Origin of the sequence: Blautia sp. OF09-25XD, from assembly GCF_003482095.1 — a bacterium.
Lineage (GTDB): Bacteria > Bacillota > Clostridia > Lachnospirales > Lachnospiraceae > Fusicatenibacter > Fusicatenibacter saccharivorans.
In genome coordinates this window covers 32,936-49,732 of record NZ_QUMG01000011.1, presented here as the reverse complement: position 1 = coordinate 49,732, position 16,797 = coordinate 32,936, and the positions used below count along the sequence as shown (strand labels likewise).

The 16,797-nt window shown below is 48.8% G+C and carries 16 protein-coding genes and 1 pseudogene; 3 read left to right on the top strand and 14 right to left on the bottom strand.

Annotated elements, in window-relative coordinates:
* Positions 1 to 25 precede the first annotated feature (25 nt).
* From DXA93_RS10365 to DXA93_RS10350, 4 genes are read right to left on the bottom strand one after another with little or no spacing between them, the layout of a single operon-like run.
* Positions 26 to 1,816 carry an ABC transporter ATP-binding protein gene (locus DXA93_RS10365; RefSeq protein ID WP_119208245.1) on the bottom strand — a complete coding sequence of 597 codons (1,791 nt, stop codon included), beginning with the start codon at positions 1,814 to 1,816 and terminating at the stop codon, positions 26 to 28.
* Entirely contained in the window at positions 1,788 to 3,104 is a 1,317-nt protein-coding gene (locus DXA93_RS10360) for a nucleotidyltransferase domain-containing protein (RefSeq protein ID WP_119208242.1), read from the bottom strand. The genes DXA93_RS10365 and DXA93_RS10360 overlap by 29 nt, the downstream gene beginning before the upstream one ends.
* The gene (locus tag DXA93_RS10355) at positions 3,101 to 3,592 is read right to left on the bottom strand and encodes a S24/S26 family peptidase (RefSeq protein WP_119208241.1); all 492 of its coding nucleotides are present in this window, start codon (positions 3,590 to 3,592) and stop codon (positions 3,101 to 3,103) included. Before DXA93_RS10355 ends, DXA93_RS10360 begins: the two co-directional genes overlap by 4 nt.
* Complete coding sequence (locus tag DXA93_RS10350) at positions 3,589 to 4,512, bottom strand: hypothetical protein (RefSeq protein ID WP_119208239.1); 924 nt, start codon at positions 4,510 to 4,512, stop codon at positions 3,589 to 3,591. Before DXA93_RS10350 ends, DXA93_RS10355 begins: the two co-directional genes overlap by 4 nt.
* A 703-nt stretch (positions 4,513 to 5,215) precedes the next feature.
* Between DXA93_RS10350 and DXA93_RS10340 the strand changes: the two genes are divergently transcribed.
* The 3 genes from DXA93_RS10340 (at position 5,216) to DXA93_RS10330 (ending at position 7,200) form a co-directional block, all read left to right on the top strand.
* A complete protein-coding gene (locus DXA93_RS10340; protein WP_118720625.1) occupies positions 5,216 to 5,554 on the top strand; it encodes a PqqD family protein in 339 nt (112 codons plus the stop codon).
* On the top strand, positions 5,551 to 5,958 hold the full coding sequence (locus DXA93_RS10335; RefSeq protein WP_055221839.1) for a hypothetical protein: 408 nt from the start codon (positions 5,551 to 5,553) through the stop codon (positions 5,956 to 5,958). The genes DXA93_RS10340 and DXA93_RS10335 overlap by 4 nt, the downstream gene beginning before the upstream one ends.
* 120 nt (positions 5,959 to 6,078) lie before the next feature.
* Positions 6,079 to 7,200 carry a radical SAM protein gene (locus DXA93_RS10330; RefSeq protein ID WP_119208237.1) on the top strand — a complete coding sequence of 374 codons (1,122 nt, stop codon included), beginning with the start codon at positions 6,079 to 6,081 and terminating at the stop codon, positions 7,198 to 7,200.
* Here the strand turns inward: DXA93_RS10330 and DXA93_RS10325 are convergent.
* The 10 genes and pseudogenes from DXA93_RS10325 to DXA93_RS10280 all read right to left on the bottom strand — a co-directional run bounded on the left by DXA93_RS10325 (position 7,152) and on the right by DXA93_RS10280 (position 16,780).
* Complete coding sequence (locus DXA93_RS10325; RefSeq protein WP_256372646.1) at positions 7,152 to 7,592, bottom strand: glycoside hydrolase N-terminal domain-containing protein; 441 nt, start codon at positions 7,590 to 7,592, stop codon at positions 7,152 to 7,154. The two genes, DXA93_RS10330 and DXA93_RS10325, sit on opposite strands and share 49 nt — an antisense overlap.
* 97 nt (positions 7,593 to 7,689) lie before the next feature.
* A complete protein-coding gene (locus DXA93_RS10320; RefSeq protein WP_055268352.1) occupies positions 7,690 to 9,834 on the bottom strand; it encodes a glycoside hydrolase family 3 C-terminal domain-containing protein in 2,145 nt (714 codons plus the stop codon).
* 232 nt (positions 9,835 to 10,066) lie between these two features.
* Positions 10,067 to 10,672 carry a type IV toxin-antitoxin system AbiEi family antitoxin domain-containing protein gene (locus tag DXA93_RS10315; RefSeq protein WP_022462444.1) on the bottom strand — a complete coding sequence of 202 codons (606 nt, stop codon included), beginning with the start codon at positions 10,670 to 10,672 and terminating at the stop codon, positions 10,067 to 10,069.
* 315 nt (positions 10,673 to 10,987) lie between these two features.
* Positions 10,988 to 12,667, bottom strand: coding sequence for an aminotransferase class I/II-fold pyridoxal phosphate-dependent enzyme (locus DXA93_RS19850; RefSeq protein WP_158583292.1), 1,680 nt, complete (start codon positions 12,665 to 12,667; stop codon positions 10,988 to 10,990).
* Between the two features lie 5 nt (positions 12,668 to 12,672).
* The gene (locus DXA93_RS10305) at positions 12,673 to 13,053 is read right to left on the bottom strand and encodes an ABC transporter permease (protein ID WP_082424743.1); all 381 of its coding nucleotides are present in this window, start codon (positions 13,051 to 13,053) and stop codon (positions 12,673 to 12,675) included.
* Positions 13,038 to 13,391 (bottom strand): ABC transporter permease, encoded by a 354-nt coding sequence (locus DXA93_RS10300; RefSeq protein ID WP_119208232.1) that lies wholly within the window; start codon positions 13,389 to 13,391, stop codon positions 13,038 to 13,040. Before DXA93_RS10300 ends, DXA93_RS10305 begins: the two co-directional genes overlap by 16 nt.
* Positions 13,392 to 13,487: 96 nt before the next feature.
* Positions 13,488 to 13,826: a P-II family nitrogen regulator gene (locus DXA93_RS10295; protein ID WP_022462439.1), complete on the bottom strand. Its 339-nt coding sequence runs from the start codon at positions 13,824 to 13,826 to the stop codon at positions 13,488 to 13,490.
* Between the two features lie 42 nt (positions 13,827 to 13,868).
* Positions 13,869 to 15,082, bottom strand: a pseudogene (locus DXA93_RS10290) (ammonium transporter).
* Between the two features lie 75 nt (positions 15,083 to 15,157).
* Positions 15,158 to 15,496 (bottom strand): P-II family nitrogen regulator, encoded by a 339-nt coding sequence (locus DXA93_RS10285; RefSeq protein WP_055221847.1) that lies wholly within the window; start codon positions 15,494 to 15,496, stop codon positions 15,158 to 15,160.
* Between the two features lie 249 nt (positions 15,497 to 15,745).
* Complete coding sequence (locus DXA93_RS10280; RefSeq protein WP_119208230.1) at positions 15,746 to 16,780, bottom strand: 2-hydroxyacid dehydrogenase; 1,035 nt, start codon at positions 16,778 to 16,780, stop codon at positions 15,746 to 15,748.
* Positions 16,781 to 16,797: the final 17 nt, after the last annotated feature.

Sequence of the window (16,797 nt, the reverse complement as noted above, 5' to 3'; positions counted from 1 at the left end):
GTGTCTTTTTTGTGTCTTTTTTCTGTCAAAAATCTTCCACCATCTTTGCCCCTTCTGCCCCATCGAGTTCGGCCACGGTTCCATTCATGACACGGTAGACTCTCTGGCAGAGGCCGAGGACACTCGGACGGTGCGTCGTAACGATACAGGTTTTGTTGGGACGCTGACGGATGATGTTTCGGAGGACGTTTCGTTCCGTCGTAACGTCCAGTGCCGAGGTGGCTTCATCCAGAAGCAGCACCGGGGCATCGCGGAGGACGGCACGGGCGATGGCAAGCCGCTGGGACTGGCCTTCGGAGAAACCGCGGCCACGTTCCCCGACGCGGCTGTTGATGGTATCCGGCAGATGCTGAACAAAATCCCAGGCGCAGGAGATTTTGAGCGCTTCGATGATCTCCTCGTCGGTCGCATCCTCTTTTACCATGCGCATATTTTCGGCGATTGTGCCGGAAAGGATCGTATTTCCCTGCGGCACATAAGCGAAGAGATGACGCGTTTCGGCGTTCATGGGAACCGTTTTTCCGTTTGAGGCAATGATCACGGTTTCCCCCTCCTGCGGGCGGATAAGGCCGAGAATCAGGCGGATCATCGTTGTTTTTCCCTCGCCGGACGGGCCAACCAACGCTACAATCTCGCCGGGGGCGGCCTGAAACTCCGATCTGGTGATTACTTTGTTTCCTTCTATATAAGAAAATTCTACCCCATGCATCTGTACCCGGAAGCCATCCTTTGCCAGTGGATCGAGCTTGGCGCTCTCCGGGATATGAACTTCTTTTGGCAGCTCTACGAGCTCACGGATCCGGTGCGCCGAGACGGAGCTGTTGAGGAAGGACGGAATAATCGAAATCACGTTTCCAAATGCGCCGGAAAGGTTACTCCGCTGCTGCAGGAACAGTGTCATGGTTCCATAGGTAATGTCGTGCGTCCACAGACGGAACAGGCAGTATCCGAACGCCGTAAACTCCACCGCACTCCCGAGAATAGACATTACGATATTGGTTTTAATCGTAAACAGATTATATTTCAGGCTGATATCCTTGAAAAGTCCCTGCCACCAGCGCATCTTTTTACTGTAATACGGTGCGATGCCAAACGACTTGATCGTATCAAAATTGTAGAACGCTTCTACCTCAAAACTCATCAGATTACTGCTCATCTCGCGTACTTCTTTGCTGTATTCCCGCTGACGGCGGATCATAAACCGGGACATCAGAAGCAGGAACGGTGCGCTTAAAAAAGCAATCAGTGCCATGACCCAGTCATAATGCAGGATTACGAAAAAGGTGGCAATAAACCGATACACGGCAATGATAATCGTCGGGAGCCAGCTGATTGCGTTGCCGCTGACCGTTCCAATGTCGCCGTTGAAACGGTTGAGTACGTCACCGTTTGCGTATTTGCTGATTTCCAGCCAGTCCGCATCAACGATTTTGTCAAAAATATCCGCCTGGATGTCGTTGTTGATGGCGATACCAAGCTTCGTTGAAATGCGGTTGATGACACTCTCAAACCCAAGGCTGAACACGGTACTTCCGATCATGATGCAAAGCAGCAGCGGGAGCTTCTGTATCTGGTATCCGGTGATGATATCGATCAGGTATTTTCCTGCCACGCTGCCGACAAGCCCAAGCGAAGTGCTTAAGATACCGAGAATCGTATAAAAAACAATCGCACCCTTATAGCGCGCGCTGTAGCCAAAAATCCATTTCCAGTCATCGATGATTTCCGAGAACGTTCCGTTTTTCCATCGCTCCGACAGAATGCGGAGAGACTCGAAGGGAGCGTCTTTACTTTTCTCTTTGGATTCTTCCTGCATGCGCGTCTCCTCTCTTTTTCCCGTCTGCGGTACGGATCATATCGTATTTCCTCAGCAGCTCGACACGTCCCGCACCCACTTCAATGCTCGATTTCTGTTCTTTTTCTCCCTGCCCCAGCCATTTCAGGATTCGCTGCACGTATGCAGCCGGGAGCAAAAACGGATACCTCGCCGCATAGAGATACTTGTTTTTCATATAGGAAGCTTCCGGAACCAGCGATTTCCAGATTCCCCCGGCTGTGTGCTTTTCCGCCCCGGTCTCTGCCGCATACAGGGTAATGTTTGCACTGTGGATCCGTCCCGCACTCGATTTTCCAAACGAACCGGCATCGAGAATATCGATCAGAAGCGCTTCGGAATCCGGGTGAAGCTTCTTTGCGGCACGGACTGCCCCACTTGCTTCATAGGAAAAGCCCAGATAGCGCTCGCCGATATCCAGCAGATTGATACAGAAACACGTCATGTGATACTCTTCGCACAGCTGCCAGAACATTTCCCAGTCTATTTTTCTTCCATATACACGAATCATCTGTACCATGTCACAGATCTGACGGATCCCGACACCGCCGTGAAGAAAGTGCTTGAAGCTGTGACAGAGAAGATAGAAAAGATGATGCGTTTCTTCTAAGGTAAAGATGCTCTGCCCCTGCACTTCCACTTTGGATGGATGCGCAAAAACATCGGAAAATGCACGATTCAGATAACCATAGGCAGAGGATTCTGTGCTGAACAGCCTGGTATGTATTTCATAGAAGACCCCTGTTTTCGGATGAATGTAGCCCATCTCTTCCGGGGTATCACCATCTTTGGCACCATTTGGCATTGCGGTTTCTTTGTCCCGCACAAAGCCCTTCCTCATAAAACAGGCATCTACTGTTGCAAAATCCTTTGCCGAAATCAGAAGATCCTCATCCCCGGACGGGCGCAGATCCGGCTTCGGATAGAGACTTCTGCACACAATTCCTTTCATCACCAGCGGCTGCACGCCCAGATGCTCCAGCTCCTTTTCATCGGAAAGAAACAGCGCTGTACGCGAAACCTGCTGCAAAACACTCTGCATTGCCTGCGTTTTTACCTGTCTGCGAAGCTCGTCCGGAAGTTCTGCAAATTCCGGTGTTTTGCCCACAACATCGTAGACCGCTGACAGCAGCGAATGCTGTGCCGCGAGGACAAACAGATGATTCCATTGTTTTTCTGTCAGCGCCTGAATTTCCGCCGGCGATGCTTTTTCTTCTGTCAAAAACGCACAAATCACCGCAAGGAATGCGGTTTCTGTTTCTGTAATCATCTTCTTTTCCTTTCATTTTCTCTGCACGCATCATTTTTCTTTTTATCCACACCGAATAACCGGGCATATCCATGCATCAGAATCGGGCGAAGCGGGATGATGCGAATCCAGACCCGTGCAAAAAACTCCCACCAGAACGTTCCCGGTACAAGTATTTTTCCTTTTCGCTCCACTTTTGTCACCCGTGCAAAGATCTGCTTCCGTTGCACATGATGCTCGATTTCCGTCTGTGCATCCCCGATTATGTCATAACCGTCTGCATGAACGCGGCAGATCCGATGCACGACAAACTGTCCGCCCGGCCGCTCGTAAAATACGATATCACCTTTCCGAAGTTCCCGCGCCGGCGCTCGGAAGAAAATACTGTCGCGTCCATGAATCAGAAACGGCGCCATGCTGCTCCCGGAAATCACCATACGCACTTCTCTGCCCTGCTCTACAAGTTCTTTCAGCATTCCGACATAGGCACGTGTATCCATCATTTTCATGCATGTTTCTCCCTTTTCTGAATCATGTTTTTGTGCAGTGCAGCTGCATATGTTTCACTTTCGAACGAACCGGTCCCGATCTCCTGCTCCAGCGTTTTCACCGCATCTTCTGAAATGTCGCACGCCAGATGATACACCGGAACTTTTCCAGCAAGCTGTTCGAGAAGGTCGAGACTGTGCACCAGTCCCTCCCTGTCCCAGCGGTTCATGGTGATCTGTCCGTACAGACTCGTAAATGCCTCTGCCGGACGCAGCCGCCACGCCTGATTCGTCTTTGCCTGGCTCAGCATTACAATGCATCCGACCGGGAGCTTTTTGTTTTCGCAGACTCCTGATGTTCCGCAGACCGGCCAGCCGTTTGCTGTCCACGCTGTGCCGTCATATTCCAGCAATGCCTTATCCCCATTTACGGTACGGCTTTCCCGGTACTGTTCCCAGAGTCCCGCCTGCGTGGTTTTGCCCGTTCCCGATGGTGCAGAAAAGAGCATTGCTTTCCCCTGATACTCCGTGTATGCACAGTGCAGAATCAGGCACGGCTGCTCTGCCAGACGGCGCTCCAGGGCAAGGAGGGAAAGAAAAACAACTTCATACTTTTCAACTTCTGCCAGATACCACCTGCCGACGAAAACCTCCGCACGATTTTGCGCAGTCTCACGGTAGAATGCATAAGGACGCGCTTCTCCTTTCACACCGATCCGGCGGCTCTCCAATCCTTCTTTTGTATGAAACACCTGCAGATCGACCCGATCCACAATCAGCTCTCCCTCCGCTTCCGGCAATATGTCGACAGCCGTAATGATATATGTATAATCCGCAGAATCCGTTTTCACCAAAAATTTTTCCATATCCACCGGAAGTACCAGCTCTTCCGGAAACTTCAGCCGGAAGGAAAAACTCCCTGTCTGAAATGTTTTTTCCATCAAAAACTCCTCTTTCTCCCCATGATCTTCCCTTCTCTCCGCAACGTATCACGATCCCTTTTTCCGCATTTATGATAACAAAAAAAAGAGACTCCGTCAATCTTCGGAGCCTTTTTGTAATTAAATACGTAATTTATTTTGACTGGTCTGCAGCGTTTTATAGCCATGCCGGAAATACAGGATCTCCGCCGCACCGGTAATTGTCCACGAAAAGATATACAGCAGATACAGTGACGTAATGGTATGGAAATACGCGAAAATCGTGTACACCCAGATCACACGGAACACACAGGAACCGAGAATAATGATAAAAATATTCTTCCGCAGCGAGTCTTCATCGTTGTATTGCAGAATGGAAATCTGCTGATTGCGTTGATATACTCCTGGGAGACTTCGCGGTTTGGAATGGATACGTTTTCTTTTTCGTTATCGTATGTCAGATCTTTCTCCAAATCGTCTCGGACGGCTCACGCACAGATACCGCTGGAGTGTCCGCACACAGCGATTTGTTTTTCGTTTTTGAGCAGATTACATTCCCATCTTTTTCCAGTTTTTACTTGACTTTTCCTAGTTCTTCTTTTATAATCTTTTTGTAATGATAAATGTAATTTATTTCTGCAAACATTCTACATATTTTTCTTGCTGACTGCAGAAATACTTTCTGCCTGAAAAGGCACAGCATTTTGCAAGAGGGGAGTTTGTGATGGAACCGATTGCTTCTCCGACCCGGTCAGATTTGTTACAAAAGATAAATGAAAAAAAATATCGTGTCAATTCCGATTATCTACTGCGTGAAATTGCAGGGGAATATGCGATTATTCCCGTTGGGACTGCCTGTCAGATTTCGAATGCAGTGATGGTTCCAAACGATACCGCCGCATTTCTCTGGAATGCTTTTCAGCAGCCACGTACCATTTCGGAAGTCGTTGCACAGGCGTTAGAGGAATATGCGGCTGCGGAAGATACGATTCAAAATTCTGCTTTAAATTTTGTGCATGATACTTTAAGGTATGCATTATTAGAGGAGGTTATATCGTTATGAAGAAAGAGTGGATGGAACCTGTTGTTGAGGTTCAGGAATTTGCTGCAAATGAATATGTGGCGGCCTGCGGGGATAGCGGGAAAGTTTATAAATTTGTCTGCGATGCTGGACAATACGGTCATAATTATAATGTTTATTATTATGATGGATCTGGGCAAAAAAAATATATCGCAAAAGAAGGCTCATGGGGAGGCTGGGGCTCTCAAGCTCAATTTTCTGGATATCATCCTTGTAACAAGACTCATGAAGCGGAATCTGATAGTGGATTTATCAGTGGTTTTATAGATGACCAGTCTACCCGCGATGATGAAGCAACCCCCGTTGTCATCTGGACCGAAAATGGTACAAACGTTCATTGTACTACCAGATTAGACATCAATACTTGGGAAACCGCCAAATCCTGATTTTTCCACTAAATAATAATTTTTCAAACCACAGCAAAAGGATCGAACCCACTCGTTTCGATCCTTTACTATACCTATTAATAATTGGTTCATCAAACCACTTTTTTCGGAGGAACCTTTATGAACTACATGAACGACGCTTCCACCTTCGAGCGTTCTTTTCTCCAGAAAGCGCGCCAGCAGCACATTCCTATTACCGGCGCGCTTGAACTTCTGCCACTCTGCAATATGAACTGCGACATGTGTTATGTCCGTCTGTCCCGTTCAGAAATGGAATGTCAGGGACAACTCCGCACAGTTGATGAATGGATTCTGCTTGCACAGCAGATGCAAAAAGCCGGTACACTTTTTCTTCTTCTGACCGGCGGTGAACCACTTCTCTTTCCTGATTTCAAAACACTATATCTTGAGCTTCGAAACATGGGCATGATTCTTACCATCAACACCAATGGAACCCTGCTGGGCGAATCCTGGGCTGATTTTTTTGCTGAGTACAGGCCGCGCCGCATTAACATCACGCTCTACGGTGCCGATGCCGCTTCCTATAACCGTCTCTGCCATTACCCCCAGGGCTTTGATCAGACCGTCCGCGCCATCCGTCTGCTCCGCGAACGAAACGTTGATGTCAAAATCAGCTGTAGCGTCACTAAAAAGAACGCGCATGATTTTCCAAAAATCTTTGTTCTCGGAGAAAAGCTTGGAGTCCCCGTTCATGCCGATCACTATATGATGCCCGCCGTCCGGGAACGCTCCCTTCCTTTTGATGCTCAGGTCCGCCTGAACCCGGAAGACGCCGCTGCGCTTGCCCTGCAGACACTGAAACTGCAGCTGACCAGCGATATTTTCCGGCAGTACGTTCATGAATCCATCCACCGCGTCAACAATCCGTCTTTTCCACGGGGCAATGGTCATATCTCCTGTCTTGCCGGAAACTGCTCCTTCTTCATCAACTGGCAGGGCTTTCTTTTCCCCTGTGTGATGTTATCCGAAATCTCCGCCCCTGTTTTTGATCTTGGATTTATTTCCGCCTGGGAAAAAGTTTCCGCCGCTGCACAGAAGATTTCCCTAAGTTCCCAATGCTGTCAATGCCGTTTGCAACCGATATGCCGCACCTGCGTCGCAGCCGCGTTTTTAGAAACCAGTTCTTATCGGGGAATGCCTGGTTATCTCTGCCGCTATTCCGAGCATTACTATCACCTGCTGCTGGCAGAAGAAGCTTCTTTTTCCTCCATCGCCTTATAGTCTTTACATATGCTGAAAACGCCGGACAGATTTTTCTCTGCCAGCACATCCTGCACACGCGGCTCCCATGCGGCAACCTCTTCCTTCGCAGAACGGAACGTACTGTCCGCGCCGAAGTACAACACGGCCTCATCTGCCTCTTCGATCACCAGAGTATGACCCATGGTATACACACGGCCGCCCATTGCTTTTGCCGACAGGCACATGGCAAATTCCAGGGCATTTTTTCCGAGGTTTCCGCTCAGATAAATCGTGTGATCGTTGACCTTTCCTGTACGGTCAAAATATTTTGCACGGTTCAGCATCACCTCAACCGACACTTTTCCCTTCGGTGCACGAAGATGCAGCACCATACAGTCCGCCGGTCTGGAAATGAAGCAGGTTCGGCAGATTTCCAGCGATCATCGCACCAAGCCGTCCATTCTGTCACCAAAAGAGGGAGGCAGACGATTCCACCTCCCTCTTCGTTTTTCAATTTCTATCTAATACTTAATACTCGACGTTCTCTTCATTTCCTTCTTTTCTGACCGTCAGAATCTCTGTCTCACGTCCTGTCAGCGCGCGGCTTCTTTCGCCCGGCTGCTGTCCGCCGATGGAGATTTCATACTCGCCCGGCCGTACGACACATCCGCCGTCCTCTGTGATAACAGCAAAATCTCTTGCATGCAGTGTCACGGAAACCTCTTTTTCTTCTCCTGCCTGCAGTTCCACGCACGCGATGCCTTTTAACTGGAAGCCTGGCTCACCCGGCTGTGCGTTTTTGTATTTCACATAAACCTCTACGCTCTCATGCAGCGGATATGCACTCTCATTCTTCACCTTCGTGCACACGGTCACATCGTCGAGCACCGCGCTCGTCTCCTGCTCCGTTTTTGCGCCGCTGTAGGAAATTGTTCCATACGTCAGTCCATATCCAAATGGATACAGAATATTTTTATCAGTATAGCGGTAGGTTCGTCCTGCCATGCTGTAATCGGTGAACTCCGGCAGATTTTCTGTTCCCTGATAGAAAGTCACCGGCAGTTTTCCGTTCGGTGCATAATCGCCGAACAGCGCCTCTGCCACGGCTTTTCCGCCGCGCGCACCCGGATACCAGCTGTCAAGAATAGCCGGTACATGCTCCTCGGCCCAGGACAGGTCGATGGCACTTCCTGCCGAGAGAACGAGGACTACCGGTTTTCCAACCGCTGTGATTGTCTCAAGCAGTTCCTCCTGTAAGCCCGGCAGATTGAGGCCCAGCTTATCGCCGCTCGCGTATTCGTTTCCGGCATCGCCTTCCTCGCCCTCAACAGTTGCATCAAGTCCAAGGCACAGAACGACAACGTCTGCGTGCTCAGCGGCAATGACAGCCTCTTTGAAACGGTCTTTGTCCTCGCCGAGTCCTTCGACTTTATTTTTATACAGATGACAGCCCTCTGCGTATGTCACTCTCACATCATCACCGACATACTGCTGAATTCCTTCCAGCGGTGTGATGTATCTGGACGATGTTCCCTGATAGTTTCCAACCAGCGCTGCTCTCGAGTTCGCGTTCGGTCCGATCACGGCGATACTGCGGATCTTCTTCACATCGAGCGGCAGCATATTGTTTTCATTTTTCAGCAGAACCATACTTCTTCTCGCTGCCTCGACGGACAGATCAACATGCTCCTTGCACTCGACTAGATCGTAGGACAGATCTTCGTACGGTGACGGATAGTCTTTCATCATACCGAGGCGGATGCGGATTTCCATCAGGCGCTCAACTGCCGCGGTGATTGCCTCTTCGGATACCAGGCCATCCTCGTATGCTTTCGGCAGATGCAGGAAAGCAACGCCGCAGTTCAGGTCACAGCCGTTGTTGACAGCACGCGCTGCGGACTCCTCTACATTTTTGGTCACTCTGTGGTGCTCATGGAAATCTATGATTGCCCAGCAGTCGGAGACAACATGGCCTTCAAAGCCGAACTCATCGCGCAGGATGTCCTTTAACAATGTCTTGCTTCCGCATGCCGGTTCACCGTTGACACGGTTATACGCACCCATGACTGCCTCGACTTTTGCATCCTTGACACAGCGTTTGAAGGCATACAGATAGGTGTCATACAGATCATGTTTGCTGACTCTTGCGTCAAACTCATGGCGGATCGCCTCTGGGCCGCTGTGGACGGCGAAATGTTTGGCACACGCCGCTGCCTTCGGGTGATCCGGGTCAGGTCCCTGTAATCCGCGGATGTAGGCGCATCCGAGCTCACCGGTCAGATACGGGTCCTCACCATATGTCTCATGGCCGCGGCCCCATCTCGGATCACGGAAAATGTTGACGTTCGGTGCCCAGAAGGTCAGGCCTTTGTAGATGCCGCGGTCGCCTTTTCTCGAAAACTCGTTGAATTTTGCACGTCCCTCGGTAGAAACAACATCACCGATCTCCTGCAGCAGCTCTTTATCAAACGTTGCTGCAAGGCCAATAGCCTGCGGAAATACCGTTGCCACACCAGCTCTTGCCACGCCGTGCAGCGCTTCATTCCACCAGTTGTATGCCGGAATGCCAAGACGCTCGATCGCCGGTGACTGATAGACCATCTGGCTCATTTTTTCTTCCAGCGTCATCTGGGAAACCAGCTGTTTTGCATACTCTCTCGTCTCTTTACTCATAGGTAAAATCCTCCCGAAATTTGTTGCCTCTATTGTATCGCCACGTTTCCCGTTCGGCTAGTCAAGTATTGCTCTTTGCTTCTCATTTTATGCGATTTTTGCGAATGACACAGGGGAACATACGAGGAAATCGTGTATGCGTAACCATCCGATATACACGCAGAAACTCCCGGCAGAATTTCTCGTATAAGATCTTCCGTCGGGAGTTTCCCTTATCTATTCCTGTGAAATTTTATTTCTGATACTCTTCCTCGATATTTTTTACCGCACGGAGCTTGTTCGCGTATTCCAGAATCTCTTCTTTGGAATATTTCTGTTTCCGGCACCAGGTGAGGATTTCTTCTTTTACTTCCTCCGGCATCTTATTGTTCATGCGCAGACAGTCACAGAAGGTTCTCTTCGGAGAATAATATTTGTAGGAACCAAACTCTGTCTTTTTCTCACAGATTTCGCCCGGGACATCGGCATTCTGGAAATAAAAACGTCTGATTTCAAAATTTTCCAGATCCATTTTTTTTCGGTCTGTCCGTGCTGTTGCAACTGCAATCGTAGCCGGCTCTTCTTTCAGCATTCCGGCAAGCCATGCAGCACTGTCCATGCAGATGACTGCGCGTGGGTTTACTTTCGCAATTTCAATATATTGATAGTCTTCCGGTTTTTCATAACCACAGTCCTTGCACCAGTACCAGCCGCGTGCAAATCGTTCCAGACTTCCTTCCTCTTCCATTTCTGCCAGCTGCAGTACGGTCACCTGATGATCTCTGAGGTCTGCGAAGCTCATATATCCATGATGTTCTTTAAATAACGTCGTGATCTTCTGGTATGTTTTAAAAAGCATATTTTCTTTCCCCTTTCAGGATGTGATACATCTTTTTTCATCTATAGGCGTTTGCACATATAATATTCCAATTTTCATGGAATGGCAAGCACTAATTTGCAAAAACCATGTTTTTTCTCTGTTTTTTTCTTATTAGCTGCTGCTAACATATTTCTCTTTTCATCACTTATAAGTATACCTTTTTTACCTGAAATATGCAACCTGCTGATCCGCTTTTTCTGTTCTCATACCAGCAGAAAAAGACCGGATTTTTTACTTCTCATCCGGTCTTTTTCTCTTTCATTCTATCTTTTAACGTTTACCGTAAAACCTTTTTCACTCTGCCGCTTTCTGTGCACAGACATTCAGGTTCCAGGAAGCGGAACATTTCCGCATGATTCCAATCAGCTCTTCGGAGCCCAGCGCATAGCCGACACGAAGGCCTGCCATCGCATAATATTTGGAAAAGGTGCGGAGAACCAGAATCGGTTTTTCCGGATGCGCTTTCATATAATCGACCATACTACAGCAGTCCGGCTCGGTGGCAAATTCCATGTATGCCTCATCCATCACCAACAGAACGTCCTCCGGAAGGGTATCTGCGAATGCTTCCAGCTCCCCGATCGGCACATACGTTCCGGTCGGGTTATTCGGATTGCAGATCACCACGATTTTTGTTTTTTCACCGATTTTTTCTTTCATGGCAGGGAGATTAAATTTCTGCTCCTCGGTTACCGGTACGGAGACCGGCACACCGCCATTTAAATACGCCATGTCGGCAAATGCCCCGTAGGTCGGCGCGGAAAACAGCACCTCATCTCCATCGTCCAGAAAGGTCAGTCCGATCATATCGATCATCGCACTCGATCCGGCTCCTGTCAGTACATTTTCTGCTTTTAATCCGTACTGCTCCGCTACCTTCTGTTTCAGCAGTACTGCTGCAAAATCAGGATAAAAATGGCTACCTGCCATAGAGTCCTCCAGCGCCGCCTCCTCCCCGGAAACTGTGATTTTTGTTTCATCCATACATTCCAGCCAGCATCTGCAGCAGTGCGTCTCGCTGTAGGTTGTCACCGGAGAGGCCTGTACCTCACAGATCTTCATAGTGTAAGGACAGCGGCTCATAAATGCGCAGCCCTTCGGAAGCTTTAAGAGGTCCGGCGGTGTTCCCGGAATCGGAACGAGCGGTTCGTCGTTATCCTTTGCCGAATTGTTGATACTGTTCAGAAGACCTTTCGTGTACGGATGATGCGGTTCGTAGAAAATCTCATCGACGGTTCCCTCTTCTACGATCTGTCCTGCGTACATAATGGCAATCCGGTCACACATAGAAGCGACAACGCCGAGGTCGTGGGTAATCATAATAACGGAGGTTCCTTTTTCCTTCGTCAGCTTTTTCAAAAGCTCCAGAATCTGTGCCTGTACGGTCACATCCAGTGCGGTTGTCGGCTCATCTGCGATAATCAGCTTCGGATCACACGCCAGAGCCGTCGCAATGATGATTCTCTGCCTCATACCGCCGGAAAATTCGAACGGATACTGATCGAGCCGCTTTTCCGGACTTGGAATTCCGACCTGCCGCATCAGCTCAATGGCTTTCGCTTCCGCCTCTTTTTTGGAGCAATTCTGATGCTTTCGAATTCCCTCTGTCATCTGAATTCCGATTTTCAGGATCGGATTCAGAAATGTCATCGGATCCTGGAAAATCATGCCGATGCAGTTTCCGCGGATCTGCTGCATTTTCTTTTCATAAGCCCGTTTTTCTTTCCGGTCCTTCGTGTGCGGCGGAGAAATGTTTTCTCCGTCGAAAAAGATCTCTCCTTCTTCCACTCTGCCGTTCGATGCCAGAAGCCCCATCAGGGTCAGCATGCCGACACTTTTTCCGGAACCGGACTCGCCGACAATACCAAGTACCTCGCCCTCTTCCAGATGGTAGGAAACATCGCGGACTGCGCTGACGGTTCCCTGCTGCGTTTCAAATTTTGTTGTGAGATGGCTGATTTCGAGTAAACTCATACGCTTCACCCCCTGGTTTTCTTTGGATTAAAGGCATCGCCGATTCCCTCGCCGAGGAAGTTCAGGGAGAAAATGGTGATACAAATGCAGATGGTCGGCAAAAGCAGCTGTCCCGGGTGCATGGTAAGCACCTGACGGGCATCCTGTGCCATGGAACCCCAGCTTGCCATCGGAGCAGAAATGCCGATTCCGATGAAGCTTAAGAAGGCTTCCGTAAAAATGGCATTCGGAACAAGGAAGGTAATCTGTACAATGATCGGTCCGATGGCATTGATCAAAAGGTGACGGAAGAGAATTCTCGCATCACTTGCTCCGATGACGAGTGCTGCCATGGAAAACTCCTGCTCCTTTAAGGCAATCAGCTGGCCTCTTACCTGACGAGCCATGCCGATCCAGCCCGGAATGCAGATACCGCAATAGAGAGAAGTCCGATGCTTAGCGTGTACGGAAATCCTCTTGCGATCAGTGTATTAACAGAAACGTTCTTTTTATAGGAAATGCCGAGATCTCCGTGCATCAGATTTTCCATGTAAAGAATATACTGTTTCCACATGGGTTCATCCAGTCCGTAGGTCGATTCGAGCTGTGCAATCGCGCTCTGGGAAAGATTATCCGCCTCGAACGGGCTGCCCGGCATAATCCGAATCAGGAAAAAGGTAATGGTGATCAGTGCCCAGATCGTCACCACTCCGATGAATAAACGTTTTATGATGTATCTTACCATGCAGCATTCCTCCCGTTCCGGCTTTTTTAGCTCAGAAGAGGCAGCCGAACGATCTGTTCTGGCTGCCTCTTTGCACCTTTTTACTGTCTTTTGTTTTTATAATGCTTCCTCGCCGCGCTGGCCGGTACGAACCCGGATGACATCTGCCACTTTCTCGACAAAAATCTTTCCGTCTCCGATATTTCCGGTACACAGCTTCTTTTCCAGGAAGCCTTTTAATACTTCAATTGTCTTATCGTCACCGACGGTCTCGAATTTGCATTTCATCAGTACATTCGGCCCGCTCATGGTTCCACGGTACATCACCCGGTAACCCTTCTGGTTTCCATATCCGGTGATATCCGTTTCCATCACGCCGTACACGGCACACGATTCCATGATGTCGATGACATCCTCCCGGTTCGCGGGTTTGACAATAACTGTCAGCTTTTTCATATCCGCACCACCTTTTTATTGATCCTTTTTCATCGATTCTTTTTATTTGTCATTGTGGAAGTGGAAGTTTGCATAAGCGCTGCATCCGTGCTCGTGCATATCCAGTCCGTCGATCTCTTCTTTCTCGGTTACGCGAAGTCCGATGGTCTTTTTCAGGACGAAGAACAGGATGAACGCCAGGATCAGGTATATGCCGCAACTGCTACAAAACCGATCAGCTGGGTGATAAAGCTGCATCCCTCGCCGAAAATACCGGTAAATAGGGTTCCGAGTGCTCCACAGACACCGTGTACACTGATTGCACCAACCGGGTCATCGATTTTTACGACTTTATCAAAGAATTCAACTGCAAATACAACGACAACACCTGCAACTGCTCCAATGAACAGTGCCTCGTAATCATTGACTACATCACAGCTTGCTGTGATAGCTACCAGTCCGGCCAGTGCGCCGTTCATTGTCATACTGATATCCGGTTTTCCATAACGTACCCAGGTAACAATCAGGGTAACAAGTGTTGCTGCTGCTGCTGCGAGGTTTGTGATCATGGCAATGTCGCCAAGGTTATAGGTTGCTGCTGTGGTCGATCCACAGTTAAATCCGAACCAGCAGAACCAGAGGATAAAGACACCAAGTGCTCCAAGCGGAAGGTTATGACCAGGAATAGCAACCGGTTTTCCCTCTTTTGTGTATTTTCCGATACGAGGTCCGACCATTTTTGCACCGGCAAGGGCACACAGACCGCCGACCATATGAACTGCCGTAGATCCTGCAAAATCATGGAACCCGATCTGGCTTAACCAGCCGCCGCCCCAGATCCAGTGTCCGGTGATCGGATAAATGAAAACGCTGATGGCTGCGGAGTAAATCAAATAAGAGATGAATTTGGTTCTCTCTGCCATAGCACCTGATACAATCGTGGCCGATGTTGCACAGAACACAGTCTGGAAAATCATAAATACGCCGATCGGCAGTCCGTTGAACATGCCATCTGCATCTGCCAGCGATTTCGGATGAAAGAAACCTGCTGTTCCGATAAAGGCATTGCTTCCTCCGAACATCAGCGCAAATCCGATGATAAAGAAGAAAATAGAGCCGAGCACGAAATCCATCATGTTCTTCATCAGAATGTTTCCGGAGTTTTTCGCTCTTGTAAATCCTGTCTCCACCATGGCAAATCCGGCCTGCATAAAATACACCAGAAAGGCTCCGACCATGGTCCATACGATATTGAGTAATACCTGTGTGTTTTCCATAATAAGTTCCTCCTCATTCTCATCTCTTACCTGTTCCCGTCTGCAGATCTTCTGAAACGGTAACTTTAAGATTTTTTAAAGTGCCTGTTCGCCGTGCTCACCCGTTCGGATCCGCACTGCATCTTCGACATCGTAAACGAAAATTTTTCCATCGCCGTAGTTTCCGGTTGACAGGTTTTTTACAACAAAATCAACGATTTTCGGAACCTTGTCATCCTCCACAACGGTTTCCACTTTAACCTTCGGAAGCATTTTGGCCACGATTTCCGCTCCGCGGTACATCTGACGATATCCCTTCTGGTTTCCATATCCAAGGATATTCGTGATCATCATACCGTTTGCCTTCTGTTCCTCGAGGAGTAGCTCCAGATTTTCGAGACTCTCCGGACGAATTACAATTTCCAGCTTTTTCATGATTTTCCCTCCCTTTCCGAACCGGCTCCTGTACAGCTTCTGATTTTTCCGGCTGCGGATTTCTTTTTTATCCGCTTTCCCGGTTTTCTCTTCCATTCATTTACCGGCTCTGCTGCTTCTATATAGAAATCTGTTTTCTGACAGATTTTCTAACCTCTTCTTTCATGCCTGGACTGTTCCGCAGCTCTGCTGTTTTTACAGTTGTTTTTACAGTCGTTTTTTTGCAGCTGTTTTCACAATCCACTGTTTTTAATTAATCACACTCGTCGGCATTCCCTCCAGGTAAGACCGGAAGTTTTTCACCGCCAGATCGACTGCGCGGAGTCTTGCTGCCTTCGGCTGCCAGGCGATATGGGAAGTAATAAAGGTGTACGGCGACTGCATCAGCGGAATCTGATACTGCGGCGGCTCATTTGCGACAACATCGAGTCCTGCCATATAAACCTTTCTCGATTCCAGCGCCTCAAGAAGCGCCTCCTCATCGATGATGATTCCCCGCGCGGTGTTGATAATGATGACACCATCCTTCATTTTGGCAAATGCTTCACGGTTCAGCAGGTTTTCTGTTTCCTTCGTATGCGGACAGTGAATGGAGATCACATCCGACCGTTCGAAAATTTCTTCCATGCTGACCTGCTCGATGCCGTCATACTGCGGTCCCGTCTTTTTGTGACGGCTGTTTGCGATGACCTTCATGCCAAAGCCCTTTGCCATTCTTGCCGTCCAAAGACCGATTGCGCCAAGTCCGATGATTCCCATCGTTTTCTGGTAGAGCTCAATCTGCGGCACGAACAGTTGATTGTAGCTTGCCTGCGGATTCGTTTCTTTTTCTTTCCAGTACCCTGTTTTGGTGTAATCGCTCTGTACCGTCACGTTATGACAGATGTTCATGAGCAGTGCCATCGCATACTGGGCAATGGTGACATCACCGTAAATCGTATTCGTTATGGTCACGCCCCGGCGTCTTGTCATTTCCACATCGAAGTCTTCAAATCCATGTCCCAGCGTTGCGATATATTTCAGATTCGGATGCGCTTCAAAGAGCTTTTCGTTGATCACTCCTTTGTGGACCCAGATACCAAGTGCTGCGTCGGCGTTCCCGATCTGACTGCTGTAATCTTCGAAGGTGTACCTCTTTTTCTCCTGATGGATGATACGGAACTTTCCGATCTGTGGTACACTCTGCAGCATTTTGTTCCACTCTGCTTCTATTTCTTCGTACGTCAGATCGATGGTTCCCGGGTCTCCCTGAAAAACGACTACCTCATAGTTTTCTTCTTTCATACGCCTCGCCTCCTGTT

Coding starts and splice junctions, on each gene's coding strand:
- DXA93_RS10315 (WP_022462444.1), bottom strand. CDS start 10,672: ATGCTTTTTAAAACATACCAGAAGATCACGACGTTATTTAAAGAACAT.
- DXA93_RS10365 (WP_119208245.1), bottom strand. CDS start 1,816: ATGCAGGAAGAATCCAAAGAGAAAAGTAAAGACGCTCCCTTCGAGTCT.
- DXA93_RS10305 (WP_082424743.1), bottom strand. CDS start 13,053: ATGGCTCGTCAGGTAAGAGGCCAGCTGATTGCCTTAAAGGAGCAGGAG.
- DXA93_RS19850 (WP_158583292.1), bottom strand. CDS start 12,667: ATGAGTTTACTCGAAATCAGCCATCTCACAACAAAATTTGAAACGCAG.
- DXA93_RS10285 (WP_055221847.1), bottom strand. CDS start 15,496: ATGAAAAAGCTGGAAATTGTAATTCGTCCGGAGAGTCTCGAAAATCTG.
- DXA93_RS10355 (WP_119208241.1), bottom strand. CDS start 3,592: ATGAAAATGATGGATACACGTGCCTATGTCGGAATGCTGAAAGAACTT.
- DXA93_RS10320 (WP_055268352.1), bottom strand. CDS start 9,834: ATGAGTAAAGAGACGAGAGAGTATGCAAAACAGCTGGTTTCCCAGATG.
- DXA93_RS10340 (WP_118720625.1), top strand. CDS start 5,216: ATGGAACCGATTGCTTCTCCGACCCGGTCAGATTTGTTACAAAAGATA.
- DXA93_RS10335 (WP_055221839.1), top strand. CDS start 5,551: ATGAAGAAAGAGTGGATGGAACCTGTTGTTGAGGTTCAGGAATTTGCT.
- DXA93_RS10295 (WP_022462439.1), bottom strand. CDS start 13,826: ATGAAAAAGCTGACAGTTATTGTCAAACCCGCGAACCGGGAGGATGTC.
- DXA93_RS10330 (WP_119208237.1), top strand. CDS start 6,079: ATGAACTACATGAACGACGCTTCCACCTTCGAGCGTTCTTTTCTCCAG.
- DXA93_RS10350 (WP_119208239.1), bottom strand. CDS start 4,512: ATGGAAAAAACATTTCAGACAGGGAGTTTTTCCTTCCGGCTGAAGTTT.
- DXA93_RS10300 (WP_119208232.1), bottom strand. CDS start 13,391: ATGGTAAGATACATCATAAAACGTTTATTCATCGGAGTGGTGACGATC.
- DXA93_RS10280 (WP_119208230.1), bottom strand. CDS start 16,780: ATGAAAGAAGAAAACTATGAGGTAGTCGTTTTTCAGGGAGACCCGGGA.
- DXA93_RS10360 (WP_119208242.1), bottom strand. CDS start 3,104: ATGATTACAGAAACAGAAACCGCATTCCTTGCGGTGATTTGTGCGTTT.